Origin of the sequence: Nannocystis pusilla (assembly GCF_026626665.1) — a bacterium.
Classification (GTDB): Bacteria; Myxococcota_A; Polyangia; order Nannocystales; family Nannocystaceae; genus Nannocystis; species Nannocystis pusilla.
Genome location: NZ_JAPNKE010000002.1, coordinates 6,913,857 through 6,935,926, shown reverse-complemented (window position 1 = coordinate 6,935,926; position 22,070 = coordinate 6,913,857). Strand labels below are relative to the sequence as shown.

17 protein-coding genes and 2 pseudogenes are annotated in these 22,070 nt (G+C 70.1%); 13 read left to right on the top strand and 6 right to left on the bottom strand.

Features of this window, described 5'->3' with window-relative positions:
* Window positions 1-40: 40 nt before the first annotated feature.
* Together OV079_RS30585 and OV079_RS30580 are read right to left on the bottom strand one after the other, a co-directional pair.
* Window positions 41-511: a hemerythrin domain-containing protein gene (locus tag OV079_RS30585; protein ID WP_267772547.1), complete on the bottom strand. Its 471-nt coding sequence runs from the start codon at window positions 509-511 to the stop codon at window positions 41-43.
* Between the two features lie 20 nt (window positions 512-531).
* Window positions 532-1,430: pseudogene (locus OV079_RS30580) on the bottom strand (superoxide dismutase family protein).
* 316 nt (window positions 1,431-1,746) lie between these two features.
* Between OV079_RS30580 and OV079_RS30575 the strand changes: the two are divergent.
* From OV079_RS30575 to OV079_RS30565, 3 genes are all read left to right on the top strand, one after another.
* A complete protein-coding gene (locus tag OV079_RS30575; RefSeq protein WP_267772545.1) occupies window positions 1,747-2,325 on the top strand; it encodes a TetR/AcrR family transcriptional regulator in 579 nt (192 codons plus the stop codon).
* Window positions 2,326-2,672: 347 nt separating this feature from the next.
* Window positions 2,673-4,229, top strand: a complete 1,557-nt coding sequence (locus OV079_RS30570; protein WP_267772542.1) for a c-type cytochrome — start codon at window positions 2,673-2,675, stop codon at window positions 4,227-4,229.
* A gap of 311 nt (window positions 4,230-4,540) precedes the next feature.
* Window positions 4,541-5,632: an STAS domain-containing protein gene (locus OV079_RS30565; protein WP_267778684.1), complete on the top strand. Its 1,092-nt coding sequence runs from the start codon at window positions 4,541-4,543 to the stop codon at window positions 5,630-5,632.
* Here the strand turns inward: OV079_RS30565 and OV079_RS30560 are convergent.
* Window positions 5,629-7,311: a DUF3556 domain-containing protein gene (locus OV079_RS30560; RefSeq protein WP_267772541.1), complete on the bottom strand. Its 1,683-nt coding sequence runs from the start codon at window positions 7,309-7,311 to the stop codon at window positions 5,629-5,631. The genes OV079_RS30565 and OV079_RS30560 overlap by 4 nt on opposite strands.
* Window positions 7,312-7,768: 457 nt before the next feature.
* On the opposite strand from OV079_RS30560, the gene OV079_RS30555 reads away from it, so the two are divergent.
* The 10 genes from OV079_RS30555 (at window position 7,769) to OV079_RS30510 (ending at window position 19,493) form a co-directional block, all read left to right on the top strand.
* On the top strand, window positions 7,769-8,644 hold the full coding sequence (locus OV079_RS30555; protein WP_267772540.1) for a hypothetical protein: 876 nt from the start codon (window positions 7,769-7,771) through the stop codon (window positions 8,642-8,644).
* Between the two features lie 11 nt (window positions 8,645-8,655).
* Window positions 8,656-9,714 (top strand): c-type cytochrome, encoded by a 1,059-nt coding sequence (locus tag OV079_RS30550; RefSeq protein WP_267772539.1) that lies wholly within the window; start codon window positions 8,656-8,658, stop codon window positions 9,712-9,714.
* 10 nt (window positions 9,715-9,724) lie between these two features.
* Window positions 9,725-10,888, top strand: a complete 1,164-nt coding sequence (locus tag OV079_RS30545; RefSeq protein WP_267772538.1) for an acyl-CoA dehydrogenase family protein — start codon at window positions 9,725-9,727, stop codon at window positions 10,886-10,888.
* Window positions 10,885-12,123, top strand: coding sequence for an acyl-CoA dehydrogenase family protein (locus tag OV079_RS30540; protein WP_267772537.1), 1,239 nt, complete (start codon window positions 10,885-10,887; stop codon window positions 12,121-12,123). Before OV079_RS30545 ends, OV079_RS30540 begins: the two co-directional genes overlap by 4 nt.
* An 11-nt stretch (window positions 12,124-12,134) precedes the next feature.
* Window positions 12,135-13,286 carry an acyl-CoA dehydrogenase family protein gene (locus OV079_RS30535; RefSeq protein ID WP_267772536.1) on the top strand — a complete coding sequence of 384 codons (1,152 nt, stop codon included), beginning with the start codon at window positions 12,135-12,137 and terminating at the stop codon, window positions 13,284-13,286.
* Entirely contained in the window at window positions 13,283-14,377 is a 1,095-nt protein-coding gene (locus OV079_RS30530; RefSeq protein WP_267772535.1) for an NAD(P)-dependent alcohol dehydrogenase, read from the top strand. The genes OV079_RS30535 and OV079_RS30530 overlap by 4 nt, the downstream gene beginning before the upstream one ends.
* Complete coding sequence (locus OV079_RS30525) at window positions 14,374-14,844, top strand: DUF4334 domain-containing protein (RefSeq protein WP_267772534.1); 471 nt, start codon at window positions 14,374-14,376, stop codon at window positions 14,842-14,844. The genes OV079_RS30530 and OV079_RS30525 overlap by 4 nt, the downstream gene beginning before the upstream one ends.
* Before the next feature lie 13 nt (window positions 14,845-14,857).
* A complete protein-coding gene (locus OV079_RS30520; protein WP_267772532.1) occupies window positions 14,858-16,414 on the top strand; it encodes a long-chain-fatty-acid--CoA ligase in 1,557 nt (518 codons plus the stop codon).
* A gap of 119 nt (window positions 16,415-16,533) precedes the next feature.
* Window positions 16,534-17,988, top strand: coding sequence for a coniferyl aldehyde dehydrogenase (locus OV079_RS30515; protein WP_267772531.1), 1,455 nt, complete (start codon window positions 16,534-16,536; stop codon window positions 17,986-17,988).
* A 554-nt stretch (window positions 17,989-18,542) separates the two neighbouring features.
* Window positions 18,543-19,493 carry a zinc metalloprotease gene (locus OV079_RS30510; RefSeq protein WP_267772530.1) on the top strand — a complete coding sequence of 317 codons (951 nt, stop codon included), beginning with the start codon at window positions 18,543-18,545 and terminating at the stop codon, window positions 19,491-19,493.
* On the opposite strand, the gene OV079_RS30505 is transcribed toward OV079_RS30510, so the two are convergent.
* The 3 genes and pseudogenes from OV079_RS30505 to OV079_RS30490 all read right to left on the bottom strand — a co-directional run bounded on the left by OV079_RS30505 (window position 19,481) and on the right by OV079_RS30490 (window position 22,020).
* Window positions 19,481-19,666 carry a hypothetical protein gene (locus tag OV079_RS30505; RefSeq protein WP_267772528.1) on the bottom strand — a complete coding sequence of 62 codons (186 nt, stop codon included), beginning with the start codon at window positions 19,664-19,666 and terminating at the stop codon, window positions 19,481-19,483. The genes OV079_RS30510 and OV079_RS30505 overlap by 13 nt on opposite strands.
* A gap of 140 nt (window positions 19,667-19,806) precedes the next feature.
* Window positions 19,807-20,766, bottom strand: coding sequence for a phosphotransferase family protein (locus OV079_RS30500; RefSeq protein ID WP_267772527.1), 960 nt, complete (start codon window positions 20,764-20,766; stop codon window positions 19,807-19,809).
* 49 nt (window positions 20,767-20,815) lie between these two features.
* Window positions 20,816-22,020, bottom strand: a pseudogene (locus tag OV079_RS30490) (acyl-CoA dehydrogenase family protein).
* Window positions 22,021-22,070: the final 50 nt, after the last annotated feature.

Genomic DNA, 22,070 nt, shown 5'->3' with positions numbered 1-22,070 from the left:
AACGTCAAGCGCGATTCGCCGCGCTGCTACTACGCCGCGCCTACGCCGCGCCGCGCTGCTCGCCGAGGATGTACTCCCATACGCGGTCGCGCTCGGTCTCGAAGGCGACCGCGAGCCGCTGCGCTTCTTGCGGGTCGAGCACGCGCTTCGCCAGCGGGAACAGCTCGCCCTCCTCCTCGTCGACGTGACGCCCGACCATGTCGGCCAGCACGTGCGCCCGGGCGCTCCAATTGTCGTCGCGCGGCGACATTGCCAGCAGCTCGTCGAGCAGCGCCTCGACCTGCCGGTGCTCCGCCAGGCTGACCCGCACCTTCTCGGCGGTCCGCTCGTCGTCCTGCAGGCGCAGGTAGAACACGGCCTCCTCGGCGCGCGAGTGCGGCACCAGCTTGAGCCGCACCCGCGTCAGCAGCCCGGCGGCGAGCTTGCCCTTCGCCGCCAGGAGCTCGTGGAACAGCTCGTCCAGCTCCTCGTGCTCACGAGCCAGGAGCTCGTAGATCTCGGGCCGATGCATGGTGCGGTCCTCCGCGAGAATCACTTCGGCGCGGTGATCGGCTGGGTGTCGCCGCCGCGCAGGCGAATGACGCCGCAGGCGATCCGCGCGCCCGAGTTGCCGGCCGGCTGCGAGGTGTAATCGTCGGGGGCCGCGTGGACCACGACCGAGCGGCCGATGATGCCCCGCGGCCCGGTGTCGAGGGTGAAGCCCTCGAGCTTCATGTCGAGGGTGGTCTGCTTGCCGCTGCCGGCGCCGGCCAGGTTGCCGAGGTCGCCGGCGTGGTGGCGAGGGCCTTCGGCGCGCCGTGGTCGGTGGTGTCGGGGTTGAAGTGCTCGCCGGCCGACTTGCCGTCGGGCGCCGAGCAGTCGCCGAACTCGTGGATGTGGAAGCCGTGGTCGCCGGTCTGGAGGCCGTTGACCCGCGCCTCGACGTGGACCTCGCCGTTCTTCTTGGTGAACGTGACGGTCCCGTCGACGGCGCTGGCGCCCAGCGGAGCGAGCTCGGCGACGGCGACGACCTCGTCGGACTTCGACGAGCCGCAGGCCGTCGGACCGGCGAGGATGAGCGAGACGATGGAGAGGAGCGAGGCTCGCGAAATCGTGAGACATGATTCACCTGAGGCCGAGGCGGGGAGGAATCGTCGGCCGTCGCGGCCGGACGGCCCCGACGGCGGCGGGTGACGCCGGCAACTATGATCACGCGCCCGGCCGCGGCTCGCGGCGGGCCACCGACCCGAGGCACCGAGGCCGCGTTTTTCGCCGCATCGCCGGCAAGAGGCGGAAAGTGGGCCCTCCGCCCGGGACTCGCAATTCCGCCGGCCTCGTCGGGCGTTGCGCAACTCGCGTCGCCGCGGCCCCCGCCCGCGCCGAGCGGGCTCATCGCTCCATGCGAAGACCGGCGCCCTCCCTGCCCATTCGCAAGCGACGGGCTCAGCCATTGTCGAGACTTCGCAAACCCGGGTATTCACCAGTCTCGCCGCGATTTCGCCCCTCGGCTCGCCGCTCTGCGATCGCCGCCCTGTCCGCGCCGAGCACCAGGCGCCGCCGGGCGGCCGCGCACCTTGTCGCACCCGAAAACCGGCGAAAAGCGCCGCGCAGAGGCCTTGACGCGAGCGGCGCCTTTTATAACTTGCTTGTCGCCAGCAAGTAAGGCGTGATGGGCACCGAAGGCTTTGACAACTGCGAGCTTTGACAAGAAAAAAACGCTCGATGATTTCCGAGGCAAGACGGCGGACCCAGGAGGAGCGGACGGCGATGTCGGAGCAGATGATGACCGAGGCGGCCGTGAGCCTGCTGGTGGAGCGAGGGATCGCCGGCACCACGCTCGCGGGCATCGGCGAGCGCTCCGGTTATTCGCGCGGCCTGGTCACGCACCGCTTCGGCTCCAAGGCGGGGCTTTTGGCCCACGTGCACGACAGCATCGCCGCGGAGTGGCTGCGGCGGGTGCAGGCGGTCGTCGGCCGCGCCACCGGGGTGGCGGCGCTGCAGCGGGTCACCGACGCGCTCTACAAATTCATCGTCGACGAGCCGAAGGGGCTGCGGGCGATGTACCTGCTGCGTTATGCCAGCATCGATCCGAGCGCCGAGTACCGCGCCAACGTGGCCAAGCTGAACAAGGCCCACGTCCGCGCGCTGACGCGGTGGATCGAGGAGGGCAAAGAACACGGCGAGATCGCGGCCGGGGTCGACGCCGGGCTCGCGGCCGAGCTGTTCGCCAGCGTCGTCGACGGCCTCCTCTATCGCTGGCTCGTCAACCCTGACATCCCCGTCAAGGAGCTGCACGGGCTGATGCGGGCCCACATCGCCCGCGCGCTGCGGGCGGCCCAGGCCTGAGGTTCACGCGTGCGCCGGGTCCGTCGTCCTCCCGTCCGAATCGTCGCTCGCCCGGGGGCGACGCCCGGGGTGCGAACCCCCCACTGAGCATTCCGGCCTGAGCCGGAATGGCGCCACATCGACAATGTTCAGTCTCCCGATGCATCCGCCGCAGTCGTGCCAGAGCGCTCCGCGTCGGCCGCTGCGTGGATCGTCGGCGGGGCGCGAAGAGGTCCAGACCGAGGTCGTCATGAGCGGGGCCGCGAGGGGGTGTGGCGATTCGCCCGTCGTCGCTCCGAGAGGGGGCGCGACGGTCCGGGAGAAGGAGTGACGCGATGGGATCGATGACGCAGAGAACATGGATTGGAGTGGCTTGTCTGGCCCTGGCCTGCGGCGAGAGTGCGCCGGGCCAGGGCACCGACGGCGTCGGCAGCGACAGCACCGGCAGCGGCGGCCCCGGCACCACGATGGAGCCCGGCAGCCCGACGACCAGCGAGGCCAGCGATTCGGGGGTGGACCCGCCGACGACCGGATCGTCGCACGGCGACTCGACCACGGGCGACGACCCGCCGGCGCCGCTCGCCTGCGGCAAGGGCTACCCGATCCCCGGCATCGAGCAGGTCCAGGGCGACGCCCAGGCCGGCTATCACGCCTTGCTCAACGAGGGCTACGTGTCGTGCGGGATCCCCTTCGCGTTGTTCCCGATCGCCGCGCCGCTCCTCGGCTCCTTCGGCGAGGGCGAGCCGCTCCCCGGCCGCACCGGCAAGAACGCCCAGGTGCCTTACAACTGGACCGTCCACACCTCGAAGAGCAGCGGCGCCGAGATCGTCTCGCTCAACTGCCTCGAATGTCACGCCGGGCACTTCAACGGCGACCTCGTCATCGGCCTCGGCAAGGCGGACGCCGATTACACCGAGCAGATCGGCGGGTTCCTGGCCGAGATCCCGATCCCCGGCATCCCGATCCCGGGGCTCGAGGAGATGACGCGCATGGCCCAGCGCTACCAGGCGGTCGGCGACTACACGCGCATGATCGTGGTCGGCACCAACCCGGCCGACTCGCTGGCCGCGGTGCTGTCCACGCGCCACGACGCCAAGACGCTCGAGTGGCTCGACGAGCCCAACACCGTGGTGCCCGACGTCATCTTGCCGGTCGACACGCCGCCGTGGTGGCACACCAAGAAGAAGCACGGCCTGTTCTGGAACGGCATGTCGCGCGGCGACCACCGGGCGACCATGATCTACGCCAGCGCCCTGTGCACCGATTCGGTCGAGGAGGCGGAGGGCATCTTCTCGTACTTCAACAACATCCGCGCATTCATCGAGTCGGTCGAGGCGCCGAAGTACCCGTTCGTGATCGACGCCGAGCTGGCTGACCAGGGCCGGGAGATCTTCACGCGCGACTGCTCCTGCTGCCACGGGACCTACTCCGACGATCCTGCGCTCGAGACCTACCCGAACATGCTGCTGCCGCTCGACACGATCGGCACCGACCCGCTGCTGGCCTTCGAGGCCGACGCGCGCCCGTTCGCCGACTGGTTCAATTCTTCGTGGTACGGCGACGTCGGCCAGCTCACCACCGGCGACCCGTTCGTCGGCTACGTGGCGCCGCCGCTCGACGGCATCTGGGCCAGCGCGCCGTATTTCCACAACGCCTCGGTGCCGACCATCGACCTGGTGCTCGACAGCAAAGCGCGGCCGATGTGGTGGCGCCGCGTCGACTACGACAGCACCAACTACGACGAGGAGGCCGTCGGCTGGCCGTGGGTCAGATTGCCGTACGGCCAGGACGGCGCCCCCGACGACGAGCGCAAGCACGTCTACGACACGACGATCACCGGCCACTGGAACACCGGCCACCCGTTCGGCGATCACCTCGACGACCAGGAGCGCCGCGCGGTGCTCGAGTACCTCAAGACGCTGTGAGCTGGAGCCTCGCGCGCGCAGACGGCAGGCGCGCGCGAGCGCCGGCGGCATCACCGGCGCGCCGGGTCGATTGCGTCGACCCGGGCGCGAACAATGTTCGGCGGCGATCGATCCACCGGGAGGCCCGCGCCCGCGGGTCGGGGCGAGCGCAGGGTTCATCCCACCCGCGGCGACGTGCGGCGGCGATAGAACAGATTTCAGGCGCGCGGCGACGCGCCGGCGCGGGCGAAGAAGCGGAGGACGGGCGGCAGAACGTCGGATAAACAGTGTCTGTGAGTGAATCGAGCGTTCTGCAAGATGCCCCGTTGATCGTGTTCGAGCTCGACGCCGGCGGCGACGTGGTCGCCTGGAACCGGCAGGCCGAGCTGGTCTTCGGGACAGCTGCGGCCGCGGCCGTGGGCCGCGACCTCGACGAGGTGGTGCCGCTGACGCGCGGCTCGTGGCGCGCGCTGGTCGACGGCGCCGGCGCGAAGCCGAAGGTGTGGGAGGTCCGCCAGGGCGAAGCGACCCTCGCGATCGAGGCGTGGGTCCAGGTCGTCCCGGGGGCTGACGACCGACCCGCGCGCACGATCGTCTATGGCCACGACGTCACCGCCCGCGTGGAGGCCGAGGCTCGCGCCGCGCTCGAGTCGACGATGCTGACGGCGATCAAGGAGAACCTCGAGGTCTCGCTGTGGGCGACCGACGAGCGCGGGACCTTCCTGTTCATGGACGGCAAGTCGATGCGCTCGATCGGCATGCGGAGCGAGCAATTCGTCGGCCAGAACATCTTCGAGATGTACCGCGCGACCGGCAACGGCGACATCGTCGCCGCCGCCATCGCGGGCGAGCCCCAGTTCACCAGGGCGGTCGCGCTGCACGGGAATTTCTACGACACCTGGTACATCCCGGTGGCCGGGGCGAAAAACGACGTGCGCCTGGTCGGCGTGACGATCGACGTCAGCGAGGCCACGCGCACGGAGAACGAGCTGCGCGGCAAGGTCGAGCTGATCGAGCGGCAACAGGAGGTGATCCGCGTGCTGGCCACGCCGATCATCGAGGTGTGGGACGGCGTGTTGACGATGCCGATCGTCGGCCTCATCGACACCGCCCGCACCGCCGAGATCATGGACAGCCTGCTGCAGGCCGTCACCCAGACGCGGGCCCGCCACGCGATCCTCGACCTCACCGGCGTCGAGGTCGTCGACACCGGCACCGCGAGCCACCTGATCAAGATGATCCACGCGCTCCGCCTGCTCGGCGCGGAGGGCATCCTCACCGGCATCCACCCGAGCATCGCCCAGACGGTCGTCGCCCTCGGCGTCGACCTGTCCCACGTCGCGGTGTTCGCCAAGCTGCGCGACGCCCTCAAGCACTGCCTGCGCGCCGCGCGGGCCGGGGCGCGGCCCGCGAGCGCCGGTTAGGCGCCTTCGCGCTGGGCCGCCGTCCCGCCGGGCAGCTCGAACGACCACGGCTGCAGCTGGCGCAGGTCGGCGATGGCGATCTCGCCGCGACCGAGCTCGCCGGTGGCGGCGTCGTGGATCCGCCACAGCATGCTCTGCCGGTGCAGCGGCTGCGACTCGACCATGATGCAGCGCAGCTCGCCGGGCTCGAAGCCGCACTGGGCCTGGACCGCAGTGATCAACTGCTCGTCGTGAAGGTGCCCGTCGCCGAAGTTCCAGCCGAGCACCATGCCCGCGACCAGCTCGCCGTCGACCCATTCGTACTTCGCGGGGTCGTCGACCGCGCGCGGCAGCAATCGACACAGCGCGCGGCCGGCCAGGTGCATCAGGCGGAACGCGATCACCTTGCCGACCAGGCCGACCGACACCTTGCGCTCGTAGAACACGTCGAGCTGGTCGTACAGCCACTTCGAGGACTTGCGCAGGCGCTCGAGCTTTTTGTAGCTGTCGCCGCGGAACAGCCACACCGAATACGGCCAGTTGCCGGCGTAGTAGCGCATCGACAGCAGGAACGACAGGCGGTGCGGCGCCAGGTTGCCCCACAGCGGCAGCGCCACGGTGAACAGGGCCACGAACGCGGCCAGCACGGGCGTGTCCACGAGCCCCGCGAGGCTCACGTCGGCGTGCGCGCCGAACAGGAAGAACCCGCCGTACAGCACGACCACGTTCCACTCGATCGGCACCCCCATCGGCACCGTGCTGAGGATGAAGCCGTGCAGCATCACCATCATCACCAGACCGACCGTGGTGACCACGCCGCCGTCGCCGAAGATCAGCACGATCGGCACCGACAGCTCGAGCAGCGTGCCGACGTGGGCCATCACCGTCGCCAGCGTCGAGGGCCGCAGGTCGTCGGGGTAGCTGCGGTAGACGAGGCGGCGGATCCACGCGAAGCGGGTGACCGGCGAATTGCTGGTCATCACGCACACCACCGCCGGGAAGTGGTGGTTCAGCTTGGACACCCCGGCCCAGAACCATAGCGCCGCCTGCACCGCCTTGGCCCCGGCGAGCCACGGGCTGGCGAACGCGAACACCACGATCGTCACCCAGTAGTGCTCGGCGCGCGCGGCCAGGAACACGGTCTTGTCGAGCAGGCCGCACTGCGGCACCAGCACGACCAGCGGCAGCAGCAGCGCCGCGTCGAGCTGCGCGGCCACCAGCGCGCGCACCAGGCTGATCAGCAAGATCGCGTAGAGCGCGACGTCGATCGGATTGCGGGTGGCGCCGCCGACCAGCGGCAGGCCGCGCAGCAGCGGCAGCTTGGTGGTGCCGGGCCGCAGGAAGTGGAGGAACCCGCCGATCGGCGGGAAGTAGCGCCCGGTCAGCGGCCCGCTGCCGCAGCCGAGGCCGAGCACCTCGAACAGCAGGCTCCACACGATCGCCTTCTGGAACGCGATCGGCTCGAGCCACCATTGCCCGATCTGCCCCGGCGCCCCGAGTCCCGGCGTGAACCCGCAGAAGAAGATCCACCCGCCGACGTAGAGCGCGACCTTCAGCAGATAGACGAAGTAGACCGCGACCGGGGTGCCGTAGCCCTGCAGGGCCCACGAGCGACACACCATGCGGCTCTTCTCCGGCAGGGGCCGGGCGGCCCACTCGAGGGGATCGTACGGCGGCGGGATCGGGTCGAGCAAGCCCATCGAGTCCGGCGATCATAGCCGCGCCCCGGGCGATTGGAAGCCGTCGATTCACCGCATTCGCGGCGGCGTCCGCCGACAGGGGCGGCCTCGCGAACGGGCTCGACAAAGCGGCGAGTCGCGAGCGTTCTCGGCGGGCGAGCGCGCTCCGGCGGGCGCTTGACGGTCTAGAACACGATCTGTATACTTGCTAGTCGCCAGCAAGTAAAGTGGGTCATCGACAGAATTCTCAGTGATTTCAAAACCATGGGTGCATGGAACAGCTCGCTCTTGCGCCCTTTCTTGCTGGAACCACGGAACCATAGTTCGTCCAATTACCCGGCGCGAGGGGGAGCGACTTTCGAGCCAGGGGTGATCCGACGACAGCAGTAGGGAGGGCATCATGAGGACGGGGACATCACGAATGGTCGGCGCGGGCGCGCTGGCGGTCACGACAATGTTGTGTACGGCGGACCTCGCAATGGCGAGTCCGCCGCTGCTGGACACCGCCACCATCCGCTCGCCGTTCGCGGCCGGATGCCAGGGCAAGCCCGACAATACGCCGCTGCCGGTCGACCCGCGCACGCTGGTGGTGCCGGGCATCAACGAGCCGGGGGCGGCGGTGCAGTTCAACGCCTGGTGGGTCGACCTGCACGAGCCGCCGGCGCCGTTCGTGACCACGCTGGCGCCCAATCCGAAGACCTGCGGCGAGTTCCGGGCCAGCGTCGAGCGCGGGCGCAAGAACGTCAGCGAGCGGGCCTACTTCCAGTCGTTCTCGACGGCCAAGAACTACTACGAGATCTACAAGCAATGGGGCTACCTGCTGCGCCCCGCCGACTTCGACGAGCAGGTGATCAAGCGCTACGGCATGGCCAAGGCGCCGTTCAACAACCCGTACCCGTACCCGTGGGAGAACCCGAACCTCACCAACGGCGGCAGCGGGCAATTGCCGCTCGGCCTCGTGCAGGCCAGGGACGCCAACGGCAAGTGGACGGGCCTCATCTCGTCGTCGTGCTCGGGCTGCCACGACTCGCGGCTCGGCACGCCGGCCGAGCAGCCGTTCGTGTGGGGCCGCTCGAACGACGCCAACGACGCCGGCCTGCTGCAGGCCGACTTCTTCCAGGCCAACAAGCTGCTCAACGTGCTGCTGCTGGCGCCGATCCCGTGGAGCGTCGGCCGCGGCTCGTCCGACGCGATCGGCATCGTCGACCTGCTGCCGGCGCTGTTCGACATGGACTCGATGGCGATGGTGCCGAGCCTGCTCGAGTACTTCCCGACCCACGCCGGCGGCATGTCGCGCGCGCCAATTGGTGGTACCGCGCGTTCAAGACCCGCCAGTTCTGGGACGGCGCCCTGACCTCCGACAACGTGCGCTCGGAGATGGCGTTCGGCATCGCCAACCTGCTGCGCAGCGCGCCCGAGCGGCGAGCGCTGACCGCCGAGTTCGAGGACAACGACAACTTCTTCCTGTCGATGTCGCCGCCGCCGTACCCGCACGCGGTCGACGAGGCGCTGGCGGAGTGGGGCGCCGAGCTGTTCCACGAGCGCGACCTGTGGGAAGACGGGCAAAACCCCGACATCCCGGTGCCCGAGGGCAACGGCTCGTGCGCCAGCTGCCACGGCGTGTATTCGCCGCTGTACGCCGCCGACCCGGCCTATCTGCCCGACCCGCGGCTCAAGGGCGTGGCCGGCGTGATCACGCCGATCGAGATCATCGACACCGACCCGGCGCGCTTCGAGCTGATGGCCGACGAGCGCAAGCGGCGGGCCTGGAACACCTCGTTCCTGGCCTACAACGACATGAGCCCCGACCATCCCGGCTTCTTCGACGACCCGATCACCAGCGCCCTGCGCCGGGTCCCGCGGGCCGCCTACGACAACGGCGACGGCCCGGTCTTCTCGCCGCTCGGCCCCAACGAGTGGATCGAGCCGTTCGGCTACATGGCGCCGCCGCTGTACGGCGCGTGGGGCAACGCGCCGTTCCTCCACAACGGCAGCGTGCCCGACCTGTGGGGCGTGCTCGACCCCGACGCGCGCCCGGCGGTGTGGAAGCGCCAGTACACCGCGGCCAACATCCTCGGCACCAACGCCGGCTACGACCCGAGCTTCGCCGCCTACGACTTCGCCAAGCTCGGCTGGAAGTACACCGAGGTGCAGTGCGCCGACACTCCGGCGGCCAGCACGTTCCTGCCGTGCTCGGAGGAGATGGCGACGATCGACATCCTGTTCGCCAACATCGCCAACTCGGTCGCGCAGTACAACTCGCTGGCCTATCAGTCGCCCCCGCCGATCACGCAGAAGCAGATCCGCTCGCGCATGATCTTCAACAGCCACCTCTACGGCATGGGCAACCACGGCCACGAGTTCACGCAGTCGCTGACCGACGACGAGCGCTGGGCGCTGCTCGAGTACATGAAGACGCTGTGAGTGCGGTACGATGACCCCAAGAACGATCTTCGAACCCGATCACGAGATCTTCCGCGCGGCGGTCCGCAAGTTCTTCCGCGCGGAGGTGACCCCTCACGTCGACCGCTGGCGGCACCAGGGGGTGGTCGACCGCGAGATCTTTCTAAAGGCCGGCGAACACGGGTACTTGCTCATGTGGGCGCCCGAGCAGTACGGCGGCCTCGGGGTCGACGACATGCGCTACGAGCAGATCGTGCAGGAAGAGAACTTCCGCCACGGCGATCCGGGGCTGTGCCTCACGCTGCACTCGCGCGTGGTGGCGCCGTACATCGGCCAGCACGGCACCGAGGAGCAGAAGCAGCGCTGGTTGCCGGCGGCGGTCCGCGGCGAGAAGATCCTCGCGGTGGCGATGTCGGAGCCGGCCGCCGGCTCCGACCTCGCAGGCATGCGGGCGCGCGCCGAGGAGCACGACGACCACTGGGTGCTGCACGGCTCGAAGACTTACATCTCGAACGGGCTGCTCGCCGACCTCGTGGTCGTGGCCGCCAGGACCGGCCGCGGGGCGGACCGCGCGATCGGCCTGTTCGTGGTAGAAGAAGGGATGGCGGGCTTCAGGCGCGGTCGCAAGCTCGACAAGCTGGGCCTCGACGCGCAGGACACCGCCGAGATGTTCTTCGACGGCGTCGTCGTGCCGAAGCACAACGTGCTCGGCGACCCGACCCACGGCTTCCGCTATCTGACGCACGCGCTGGCGGTCGAGCGGCTGCAGATCGCGATCGGGGCGATCGCCCACGCCCAGGTCGCGTTCGATGTCACGCTCGAGTTCGTCAAGCAACGCACCGCCTTCGGCCGGCCGGTCGGCACGTTCCAGGACCCACGCTTCCGCATGGCCCGCATGCGCGCCGAGCTCGACGCGATGCAGAGCCACGTCGACCACTGCGTGATGCTGGCGAACGCCGGCGCGCTGTCGGCCGAGGTCGCCAGCGGGGCCAAGATGCTGGCCACCGAGCTCGAGGGCCGGGTGATCGACGACTGCCTGCAATTGCACGGCGGCGCCGGCTACATGGAAGAATACCGCATCAGTCGCATGTACCGCGACGCGCGGGTGACCCGCATCTTCGGCGGCACCAGCGAGATCATGGCCGAGATCATCGGCCGGCGATTGGGACTCGACGAACGCAGGCTGACCCGATGACGACATCCGCGCAGAGCGACAGCAACGAACAGGCGGCCTTCCGCGCCCACTGCAAGGCGTGGCTGGCCGGCAACCTGCCGCCGCGCCCGAGCTTCCGCCTGCCGCTCGGGCCGCTCGAGATCGCCACCGTCGAGCAGCTCGAGTACCTGTGCGACTGGCAAAAGGCCGCGCACGCGGCGGGCCTGGTCGGCTGCGATTATCCGCGCGAGTACGGCGGCGGCGGCCTGCGCGACTGTCAGTGGATCGCCAATCACGAGCTCAAGGCCGCCGGCGCGCCGTTCTTCCCCAACATCGTCGGGCTCGGGATGGCGGCGCCGACGATCTTTCATCACGGCACCGAGGCGCAGAAGCGGCGGCTCCTGCCGCCATTGTTCAGCGCCGAGGAGATCTGGTGTCAGGGCTTCAGCGAGCCGGGCGCGGGCTCCGACCTGGCCAACGTGCAGGCGTACGCGCAGCGCGACGGGGAGCGGTGGATCGTCAACGGCCACAAGGTGTGGACCACTCTGGCGCACTTCGCCACGTGGATGATCCTGCTGTGCCGCACCGACCGCGCCCGCAAGTACGAGGGCATGACCTACTTCGTCGCGCCGATCCGCGACGGCGTCGGCCACGGGGTGGCGATTCGCCCGCTGGTCAAGATGACCGGCGAGCTCGGCTTCAACGAGGTGTTCTTCGAGGATTACCCGATCGCCGACGACCTGCGCCTCGACGAGCCAGGGCGCGGCTGGGCGGTGGCGATGACGACGCTGCTTCACGAGCGCGGCGCCGGTCCGCTGGTCACGCCGTCGTCGGGCGGCGGGGTCGGCGACGACGGCGAGACGACGCTGGGGGCCGCGGGTCTCGTCGAATTGGCGAAGCGCTCGTATCGCCACGGCAAGCCGGCGAGCGACGATCCGCGGCTGCGCGACGCGATCGTGCAGCTGCTGATCCGCCAGCGAGCGTTCGCGCAGAACGAGCGGCGCGCGGCGGTGCCGGCCCTGGTCGACCACCCGCTGCGCCTGCCGCTGCAGCACAAGCTGACGCTCTCGGAATTGCTGCAAGACACCGCGCGGCTGGCCTGCGAGATCGAGGGGATGGCGGCGACCCTGCACCAGACCGATCCCAATGCGCCGGCCGGCGGGCGCTGGCCGCACGCCTACATGAACTCGTACGGCTTCACGATCGCCGCCGGCTCCAACGAGGTCCAGCGCAACATCCTCGGCGAGCGCGTGCTCAATCTCGCCAAGTCGAAGTGAACGGAGCCCCCATGACTCGACCGCACGACTTCGGCTTCGACGAGACGGCGCAGATTTTGAAGGACACCGCGCGCCGACTGCTGCAAGACCACTGCGCGCCCGAGGCCCTGCACCGGCTCGTGGCCGTCAGCTCCGAGCCGGCGCGTGCGACCGAGGGCGTGTGGGACCCTTCGCTGTGGCGGAAGATGGTCGACCTCGGCTGGACCGCGGTGGCGGTGCCCGAGCACGCCGGCGGCTTCGGCATGGGCCTCGTGGCGATCGCCGGCCTGGCCGAGGAGCTCGGGCGGGCGGCGGTGCCATCGCCGCTGATCGCCACCCTGTGCGCCACCTATGTCGCGGCCGCCTGTGACTCCGAGGCCGCGCGGCAGCTGCTGCGGCGGATCGCGTCTGGCCTTTCGGTCAGCCTCGCCGGGATCGACCGGCGCGGCTCGTGGGAGCCCGAGGACACCGACGTCGTCGTCGACGAGGCCGGCGCGCTGCAGGGGACCGCGTGGTTCGTGCAGGACGCGGGCAAGGTCGGGGCGCTGCTCGTCAAGGCGAAGTCGCCGCGCGGGGTCGGGCTCTACCTCGTCGAGGTCGACGCGCCCGGCGTGACGATGGTGCCGGACGCGATCCTCGACCTCACGCGCGACCAGGCCCACGTCGAGCTGCGCGACGTCAGAGACGCACAGGTGCTCGCGGAGCCCGGCGACGGTGCGCGGGTCCTCGTCGCGGCCGAGCCGGCGCTGCTGACGATCGTCGCCGCCGACATGGTCGGCGCTGCGGAGTGGCAGCTGCAGACCACCGCCGAGTACGCGCGCACGCGGGTGCAGTTCGAGCGGCCGATCGGGTTCTTCCAGGCGGTCAAGCACCCGCTCGTCGACATGATGGTGCAGATCGACGCGGCCCGCTCGCTGGTCTACGACGCGGCCTGCGCGTTCGACCACGAGCCCGCGGCCGCGGAGATGTGCGCGCGCATGGCCAAGGCCGCGGCCAGCGACGCGGCCGCCGATGTCTCGGGGCGATCGGTGCAGCTGCACGGCGGGATCGGCTTCACCTGGGAGTGTTTTATTCATATCTGGTTCAAGCGGCAGAAGCACAACGAGGTGCTCTTCGGCGACGCGGCCTATCAGCGGGCCAGGTTGGCCGATCGATTGATCGGGCGCATCGGGGAGACCGCATGAAGATCCGCGCCGCCGTCGCCCACGCGCGCGAGCCGTTTCGCGTCGAAGAGGTCGAGCTCGATGATCCGCGCGCCGGCGAAGTCCTTGTCGAAGTCGAGGCTTGCGGGATCTGCCACACCGACCTCTCGGCCAAGGACCACGACTACGGCACCCCCCTGCCGGCGGTGCTCGGCCACGAGGGCGTCGGCCGGATCGTCGCGCTCGGCGAGGGCGTCACCGGCCTCGTCGTCGGCGCGCGGGTGGTGATGAGCTTCGGCGCGTGCGGCCGCTGCCCGAGCTGCGCGGCCGAGCTGCCGGCCTACTGCCGCCACGCCCGCGACTTCAACCTGTTCGGGCGCCGCCTCGACGGCTCGTCGCCGATCTCGCAGGCCGGCCGCCCGCTGACGGGGCACTTCTTCGGCCAGTCGGCGTTCGCCAGCCACGCGATCGCGTCGGCGCACAACCTCGTGCCGCTCGGCGAGGACCTCCCGGGCCCGCTCATGACCTCGCTCGCGTGCGGCGTGCAGACCGGCGCGGGCGCGGTCGTCAACGTGCTGCGGCCCGAGCCGCACGACGCGATCGGCGTGTTCGGCTGCGGCACCGTCGGTCTCGCCGCGATCATGGCGGCGAAGATCGCCGGCTGCGCGCGGATCGTCGCAATCGATGTCCGCGCCGAGCGGCTCGACAAGGCGCGCGCGCTCGGAGCCACCGAGGTCGTCGACAACGCGCAGGCCGAGCTCGGCGCCGCGCTGAAGCGCCTCGGCGGTCTGACGCTCGCGTTCGACAACACCGGGCGGCCGGAGGTGATCGAGGCCGCCTACAACGCTCTGCACCCGCGCGGGCGGATCGTGCTCGCCGGCCTCAGCGCGCGCGGGGCCAGCCTGACGCTCGACCTCAACCGCTTGATGGCGAGCGGCCGCAGCCTGCGCGGCACCATCGAGGGCGACGCCGACCCGCGCACCTTCATCCCGCGGCTCGTCGACTGGTACCGGCGCGGCGAGCTGCCGCTCGAGCAGATCGTCACCACCTATCTCTTCGAGCAGATCAACGAGGCCGCGGCCGACATGCTGGCCGGGCGAGTCATCAAGCCGGTCCTGAGGATGATGTCATGACGAGCGACCATGCCACGATTGCCACGCGCGCGCTGTACGACCTGATCGCTGGCGGCGGCGAGACGACCGCCGAGGCCCTGCACGCGCTGTACGACGCGCTGCCGCCGATCGACACCGCGTTCATGCGCGGCGAGTGGGAGGGCGGGGTGTTTCGCACCGGCCACCCGGGCGAGCAGCAGCTGACGGCGATCGGGTGGGTCGGCAAGTCGTTCCACCACGACAACGACGTCGACCCGATCGTCAGTCGCGACGAGCACGGCCGCCGGGTCGCCAATCCGATCCTCGGCAAGGCCTCGCTGCGGCTGGTGCACTACCGCGGGGCCGCGACCGCGACGATGGTCTACGACAAGCACCCGATCTTCGATCACTTCCGCAAGATCGACGACGATTCCGTGCTCGGCGTCATGGACCGCAAGGGCGACGCGGCGCCGCTGTTCTTCTACCTGCGCCGGCTGCCGTCACCGTAGAGGAGGCCTCGACATGACCACGATCTCGTCCGTGATCCGTACCCACGCCGCCGATCGCCCTGACGCGGTCGCGCTGGTGTGCGGCGACCAGAGCCTCACCTGGGCCCAGCTGCATGCGCGCTCGAATCGGGTCGCCGACGCGCTGCGAAAGGCCGGGGTCGGCTTCGGCGACCGGGTCGGATTCCTCGACAAGAACTGCAACGAGTACTTCGAGCTGCTGTTCGCCGCCGCCAAGCTCGGCGCGGTGTTGGTCGCGGTCAACTTCCGCCTGACCGCGCGCGAGGTGGGGTTCATCGTCAACGACGCCGAGGCGCGGGTGTTCGTGGTCGGCGCCGAGTTCATGCCCTTGGTGGCGGAGCTGGCCGGCGCGCTCGAGACGGTGCAGACGCTGGTGGTGATCGGCGGCGACGCATCGCAGCAGTCGTACGCGGCCTGGCGCGACGCCGGCGCCGACGTCGACCCGGGCGTGGCGCCCACCGGCAGCGACGTCGCGTTCCAGTTCTACTCATCGGGCACGACGGGCAACCCGAAGGGCGTGCTGCTGAGCCACGACAACGTGTTCGGCCTGCTGCCGACCTCGGCCAAGATGTGGGGCGTGACCGGCGATTCGGTCAACCTGGTCGCCCTGCCGCTGTTCCACGTCGGCGGCGGCGGCTGGGCGATGGTCGGCATGTTCCACGGCTGCAAGTCGGTGGTGGTTCGCGACGTCGATCCGACCGGTATAATAAAGCTGATCGGCGCGCACCGGGTCACCCACGCCTTCCTCGTGCCGGTGCTGCTGCACTTCATGCAGCAGGTGCCTGCGGCGGCCACCGGCGACTTCTCGAGCGTGGAGCTCGTGGTCTACGGCGCGTCGCCGATCAGCGAGCCGGTGCTGGCCGGCGCGGTGCGCTTGATGGGCTGCAAGTTCGCGCAGGCCTACGGGCTCACCGAGACCACGGGGGCGATCGTCACGCTGCCGCCTGAAGACCACGACCCGCAGGGTCCGCATCGCCACCGCCTGCGCGCGGCCGGCAAGCCGCACGAGGGGGTCGAGCTGAAGATCGTCGGGCCCGACACGGGGGCTGAATTGCCGGTCGGCGTGCCCGGGGAGATCTGGACGCGCTCGAGTCAGAACATGCTGGGCTATTGGCGCAACGCCCAGGGCACGGCTTCGTCGGTCACGGGCGACGGCTGGCTCAAGACCGGCGACATCGGCTACTTCGACGACGACGGCTATCTCTACATCCACGACCGCGTGAAGGACATGATCATCTCCGGCGGCGAGAACATCTACCCCGCGGAGGTCGAGAACGTCCTGATGAAGCACCCCAGCGTCGCCGACGTCGCGGTGATCGGGATCCCCTCCGACGTCTGGGGCGAGTCGCCGTTCGCGGTGGTGGTCGCGCGGCCCGGCGCGACGGTCGAACCGCAGGAGCTGCAGGCGTTCGCTCGCCAGCACCTGGCCAAGTTCAAGGTCCCCGTCGGCGTGTCGGTGGTCGCCGCGCTGCCGCGCACGCCGACCGGCAAGCTGCTCAAGCGCGAGCTGCGGGCGCCGTTCTGGCAGGGTCGCGAGCGGGCGGTCAGCTGAGGCGCCGGTGCATGCCGGCGACGAACAGGAGTTGAAGTCGTGGCGGCGGCGCGCGACCATGAGCGGCCATCTCGGCGGCCCGAGTCGTCGGACCACGAAGCAGCAGCGAGGAGAGCACCATGGAGAACCAGCAGGCAGCGAGCGATGAATCGACCCTGGCGCACATGCGCGACGTCCTGCGACGCCAGCGGGAGGCGTTCACCGCCGAGCTGCCGGTGGGCGCGGCGATCCGCAAGGACCGGCTGCGGCGGGCGCTCGAGCTCGTGATGAACAATCAGGACCGACTGACGCAGGCGCTGTCGGCCGACTTCGGCCACCGCTCGGCCACGCAGTCGACGATCACCGACATCATGTCGTCGGTGAAGGCGCTGAAGCACGCGCTGGCCCACGTCGACCGCTGGATGCGGCCCGAGAAGCGCAAGCTCGACTTCCCGCTGGCCCTGCTGGGCGCGCGGGCCCACGTCGAGCACCAGCCGAAGGGCGTCGTCGGCATCATCTCGCCGTGGAACTTCCCGGTCTACCTGACCTTCGATCCGCTCGCGCAGATCTTCGCGGCCGGCAACCGGGCGATGGTCAAGCCGTCCGAGCACACGCCGCGCACCGCGGAGCTGATGCGCGAGCTGGCGGCGCGGTTCTTCCCCGAGCACGAGCTGGCGTTCATCCTCGGCGGCGCCGACGTCGGCAAGGCGTTCGCCGGCCTGCCGTTCGACCACCTGATCTTCACCGGCGGCACCGGCATCGCGCGCCACATCCTCCACGCGGCCGCCGACAACCTGGTGCCGACGACGCTCGAGCTCGGCGGCAAGTCGCCGGTGATCGTCGGCGAGAGCGCCGACGTCGCCCGCGCGACCGAGCGCGTGGTCGCCGGCAAGCTGCTCAACGCCGGCCAGGTGTGCCTCGCGCCCGACTACATGCTGGTGCCGCGGGCCAAGGAGCAGGCGATCGTCGCCGCGCTGCAGGCTGCTGTCGCTCGCCTGTACCCGACGATGCTCGCCAACGACGACTACACGTCGATCGTCGACGGTCGCCACCGCGAGCGCCTGCAAGGCCTGCTCGAGGACGCGAAGGCCAAGGGCGCAGAGGTGATCGCGATCAATCCGGGCAACGAGGACTTCGCGGGCGCGCGCAGCAACAAGATGCCGCTGCACCTGGTCCGCAACACGAAGCCGGAGATGCGAGTGACCCGCGAGGAGATCTTCGGGCCCATCCTGCCGATCGTGCCGTACGACCGCACGGAGGAGGCGATCGCGTACGTGAACGCGGGCGAGCGTCCGCTGGCCCTCTACTACTTCGGCGACGACTCGGATGAGGAGCGCCGCGTGGTCGAGCGCACGGTGTCCGGCGGCGTGACGCTCAACGACGTGGTCTTCCACGGGGTGCCGGAAGACCTGCCGTTCGGCGGCATCGGCCCGTCCGGCATGGGCAGCTACCACGGCTTCGACGGCTTTAAAACGTTCAGCCACACGAAGGCCATTTACAAGCAGCCGAAGCTCGACATCGCGGGGCTGGCGGGGCTGAAGCCGCCCTATAACGAGAAGACCCGCAAGACGCTGAAGCGCGAGATCGGCGGATAGTTCGCAGAGGTGGTGCGCGGGCCCGACCGAGGCCCGCGCGTCGGCGAAGCGCACGGGTGCGCGGGCCAGCGGCTCACCGATCCCCGGGCGCACGGACAGCTGTACGTCGTCGGGGTCGCCCGCTGGTATGAATGCTGGACGGAGCACACTGATGAGTGCGGCGCTCGCTGCGCTGCCGATCGCGGTGGCTGCATTCAGGCCGTGGCCGCGGTCCCGTGAGTGGCGGATGTCGTGTACGCTTGCGACCACACCGTAGGAGAGGACGGCCTGCGATCATTGGCGTGCGGGTCCGTCCGGCTCACCGCGGGGCCATGAAGCAATCGATGCGCATTCGATGGGCCTGCGCGACGGCGGCGAACGAGGCTCGTACCGAGATTCGCCGCGCCGGCACTTCATGAATTCTTGGTGCCCGCGGGGTGCGGCCCGAAGCACATCGCCGTATCCGCGAGGATGGCCGGGTGTGCCGCGCCCGACCTTGCGCCTGGCTCGTCGCTGGCTGTCTTGCACGATCTCGCCATACCTGGACGGAGCCCTCGAACGGGCGGGAGACAGGTATGAAGATCACGGGATTGTGGTGGGTTGGCGTCTGCGCGGGCGCGTTCGCGTGTGAAGCGAGCGAGGTGGTCGAATTGGAAGAAGTGTCGGCCGTCACCGACGACGCGCGGGGCCTCTGCGAGGACGAGACCGAGGCCTGCGAGCTCGAGGCTCTGGACAGCGCGCCGGGGCATGACGGCAGCTGCGGCAATCACCCGACTGCCGCCGAGGTCGTCGCGCTGGAGGCGGAGTTCCGCGAGCGCATGGCAGTCGCGCCGCCCGCTGCCGAGGTCCGGGCGGCGATCCCGGTGTATGTCCACGTGATCAGCGACGACAGCGGGGTGGGCGACGTAACCGAGGTCCGGATCGATCAGCAGATCGCGGTGCTCAACGATGCCTTCGCGGGCACAGGTTTCAGCTTTGCCCGCGCCGGTGTGACTCGCACCCGCAAGACCGCCTGGTTCAACATGGCCCAGGACAGCGCCGCCGAATCGGAGGCGAAGAGCGCTCTCCGGGTCGGCGGCGCCAAGACCCTCAACATCTATGTCGTCAACGCCCTGAACCTGCTGGGGTGGGCCACCTTTCCGTGGTGGTACGGCCTCGATCCGGACGACGACGGCATCGTCGTCGACCACGCCACCTTGCCCGGCGGCGCCGCTGCGGGCTTCAACAGCGGCAAGACTGCGGTCCACGAGGTCGGCCACTGGCTGGGCCTCTATCACACCTTTCAAAACGGCTGCTCGACCTTCAATGACTTCGTCGCCGACACGCCGGCCGAGTCGACCCCCGCCTCCGGCTGCCCCGCGACCCGCGACACCTGCAAGGCCTCCGGGGTCGACCCGATCCACAACTACATGGATTACACCAATGATAGTTGCAGGGACCGGTTCACCCCCGGACAGCGGAGCCGCATGTCCGGGCAATCGCGTTCTTCCGCTGAGCCGCGCCGCCGCTGCCGTCATCCGGCCTGAAACAGCGCTCGGCCGCTGCCGGCGACGTAGATCGCGCCGTCGCCGAAGCTGAGGCCGATCCGGTCGAGCAGCTGCATGAGGAAATCGTCGAGGTCGACCTCGGCCTGGACGCCGATCGGCCCGCCGAGGCACCAGCCGGCCCGCTGCCACAACAGCCGCCGCGCCGCCTGCACCGGCGGCGCATCCCCGCGGCCGCCGTCTTGGCGGGGGCTTTCTTGCGCGGCTGGGGGTCGCTCACGCGGGGAGACAACTGCGAGGGCAGGCGGATGTCAAGCGATCCGCCGCTCCCATGGACAATGCCCCGATCGACGCTTCAGGTCGACAGGCGGTCGATGCCGGCGCGGAGCAGCGGCAGCACTGCGTCGCCGGTCGTAGCGAAGCCGTCACCGACGGTGAGGCCGGCGCAGAAGCGTTGATAAATACCCTCGGCGATCACGGCCAGTTTGAAGAAGCCGAGCGCCACGTAGAAATCGAGGTCGGCGAGGGCCCGGCCAGACTGTTGTGAATAGCGCGCGACCAGCTCCTCGGCCCCCGGGAAAGAATTCTCCGAGCTGCGAATGTGGCGCACGCCGAGGACCGGCTCGGTGAGCGGGTCCCAGTAGACCAGCGCGAGGCCGAGGTCGGCCAGCGGGTCGCCGAGGGTGCACATCTCCCAGTCGACGATCGCCGCGACTTCGATGCGGTCGGGCGCGAGGATCACGTTGTCGAGGCGATAGTCGCCGTGGACGATGCTGCGATCGGAGCGCTTGGGAAGGGCCAGGCGCAGGCGGCCGGCCAGCTCGACCGGCTCGGGGACGTCGCGGGTGTGGACGCGCTCCCACTGGTCCATCCAGCGGCGGATCTGCCGCTCGAGGTAACCCTCGGCGCGGCCGAAGTTGTCGAGGCCGACGCTGCCCGGATCGACCGCGTGCAATTGGCACAGGCGATCGATCAGCTCGAAGCCGCACTGGCGCTGCTCGTCGGGGCCGAGGCGCGCCGCGTCGTCGGCGCTCTGAATCACGCGACCGGGCACGAACGCGGTGACCGCGAACGGTACGCCGAGCACCGTGGTGTCCTCGCACAGCAGCACCGCCGGAGCGACCGGCACGCGCGTCGGCCCGAGCGCGGCCACGACTCGATACTCGCGGGCCATGTCGTGCGCGCTGGGGGTCAGCGTGCCGAGCGGCGGCCGGCGCAGCACCCAGTCGTGCACGCCGTCGCGCAGGCGGTAGGTGAGGTTCGACTTGCCGCCTGCGAGCAGTTGCGCGTCGAGCCGGCCGCCGTAGTCCGGCACGCGCTCGCCGAAGAATCGATGCAGCGCCGCGAGGTCGAGGCCGGGGGGTTCATGCGCGGCCTCGCTTCTTGAACGAGGAGACGGCTCGCTTGGCGATCGACCAGCGGTGCGTCTCGCTCGGGCCGTCGTAGATCCGGAACGGCCGCACCTCTCGCCAGTAGCGCGACAGCAGCCGATCGCCCGAGGTGCCGACCGCGCCGGTCATCTGCATCGCGCGGTCGACGATCCGTCCGACCGCCTCCGACACGAAGGTCTTGGCGATCGACGAGGCGGTGCCGGCGTCGCCGCCGGTGTCGAGCACCCACGCGGTATGCAGAATCAACGCGCGGCTGGCGGCGATGTCGATCTCGTTGTCGGCGATCTGCTGCTGCACCATGCCGAGCTCGGCGAGGCGGCTGCCGAACGCCTCGCGCGCGGTCACGTGGGCCAGCGCGAGGTCGTGGGCGCGGCGGGCGAGGCCCAGCCAGCGCATGCAATGGGTGAGGCGCGCCGGGGCCAGACGCACCTGCGCGTATTCGAAGCCGCGGTCGACCTCGCCGAGGATCGCGTCGTCGGTGACCACGCAATCTTCAAGAGGACCTCGCTGTGGCCGGCGAACAGGGCGTGGTCGAGGGTGTCGAGGTCGCGGACGATCTGCATGCCCGGGTTGCCGCCGTCGACGAGGAACATGGTCGCGCCGCCGCGGTCGCCCGGCGCGCCGGAGGTGCGCGCCATGACGATGGCGAACGCGGCCCCCCGCGCGCCGGTGATGAACCACTTGGTGCCGTCGATGCGCCAGCCGCCTTCGACTCGCGTCGCGTGGGTGGCGAGCGCGCGCGGGTCGGAGCCGGCGCCGGGCGGGGGCTCGGTCATGGCGAAGCAGCTGCGGACATCACCGGCCGCGAGCGGCGCCAGGTACTTCGCCTGCTGCGCCAGCGTGGCCACGCGCTCGAGCAGGTGCATGTTGCCCTCGTCGGGCGCCGAGATGTTGAGCGCGAGCGGGCCGAGCAACGAGTAGCCGGCCTCCTCGAACACTGCAGCCTGGCCGCGCACGTCGAGGCCGTGGCCGCCCCAGCGTTCACCGACGTGCGGCGCGAGCAGCCCCGCCGCACGCGCCTCGGCTTGCAGGCGCCGGCGGATGTCCTCGGCGTCGGGCGCGTCGTGCAGCGAGCCCTTGCACGCGAGCTCGACGGGGATGACGACGTCGCGGACGAACTCGCGGATGCGCTGGACCAGCGCGGCGAGCTCCGGCTCGAGGTCGAAGCGAATGGCCATGCGTCACCTGCCGGGGCCGCGGAGGAAACGGCGCCCCGAAACTGAGGGTC

Bases quoted from the DNA above. Each gene is read 5' to 3' on its own strand.
- OV079_RS30585 (WP_267772547.1), bottom strand. From the start codon at position 511: ATGCATCGGCCCGAGATCTACGAGCTCCTGGCTCGTGAGCACGAGGAG.
- OV079_RS30575 (WP_267772545.1), top strand. From the start codon at position 1,747: ATGTCGGAGCAGATGATGACCGAGGCGGCCGTGAGCCTGCTGGTGGAG.
- OV079_RS30560 (WP_267772541.1), bottom strand. From the start codon at position 7,311: ATGGGCTTGCTCGACCCGATCCCGCCGCCGTACGATCCCCTCGAGTGG.
- OV079_RS30555 (WP_267772540.1), top strand. From the start codon at position 7,769: ATGGCGAGTCCGCCGCTGCTGGACACCGCCACCATCCGCTCGCCGTTC.
- OV079_RS30545 (WP_267772538.1), top strand. From the start codon at position 9,725: ATGACCCCAAGAACGATCTTCGAACCCGATCACGAGATCTTCCGCGCG.
- OV079_RS30540 (WP_267772537.1), top strand. From the start codon at position 10,885: ATGACGACATCCGCGCAGAGCGACAGCAACGAACAGGCGGCCTTCCGC.
- OV079_RS30535 (WP_267772536.1), top strand. From the start codon at position 12,135: ATGACTCGACCGCACGACTTCGGCTTCGACGAGACGGCGCAGATTTTG.
- OV079_RS30530 (WP_267772535.1), top strand. From the start codon at position 13,283: ATGAAGATCCGCGCCGCCGTCGCCCACGCGCGCGAGCCGTTTCGCGTC.
- OV079_RS30525 (WP_267772534.1), top strand. From the start codon at position 14,374: ATGACGAGCGACCATGCCACGATTGCCACGCGCGCGCTGTACGACCTG.
- OV079_RS30520 (WP_267772532.1), top strand. From the start codon at position 14,858: ATGACCACGATCTCGTCCGTGATCCGTACCCACGCCGCCGATCGCCCT.
- OV079_RS30515 (WP_267772531.1), top strand. From the start codon at position 16,534: ATGGAGAACCAGCAGGCAGCGAGCGATGAATCGACCCTGGCGCACATG.
- OV079_RS30510 (WP_267772530.1), top strand. From the start codon at position 18,543: ATGAAGATCACGGGATTGTGGTGGGTTGGCGTCTGCGCGGGCGCGTTC.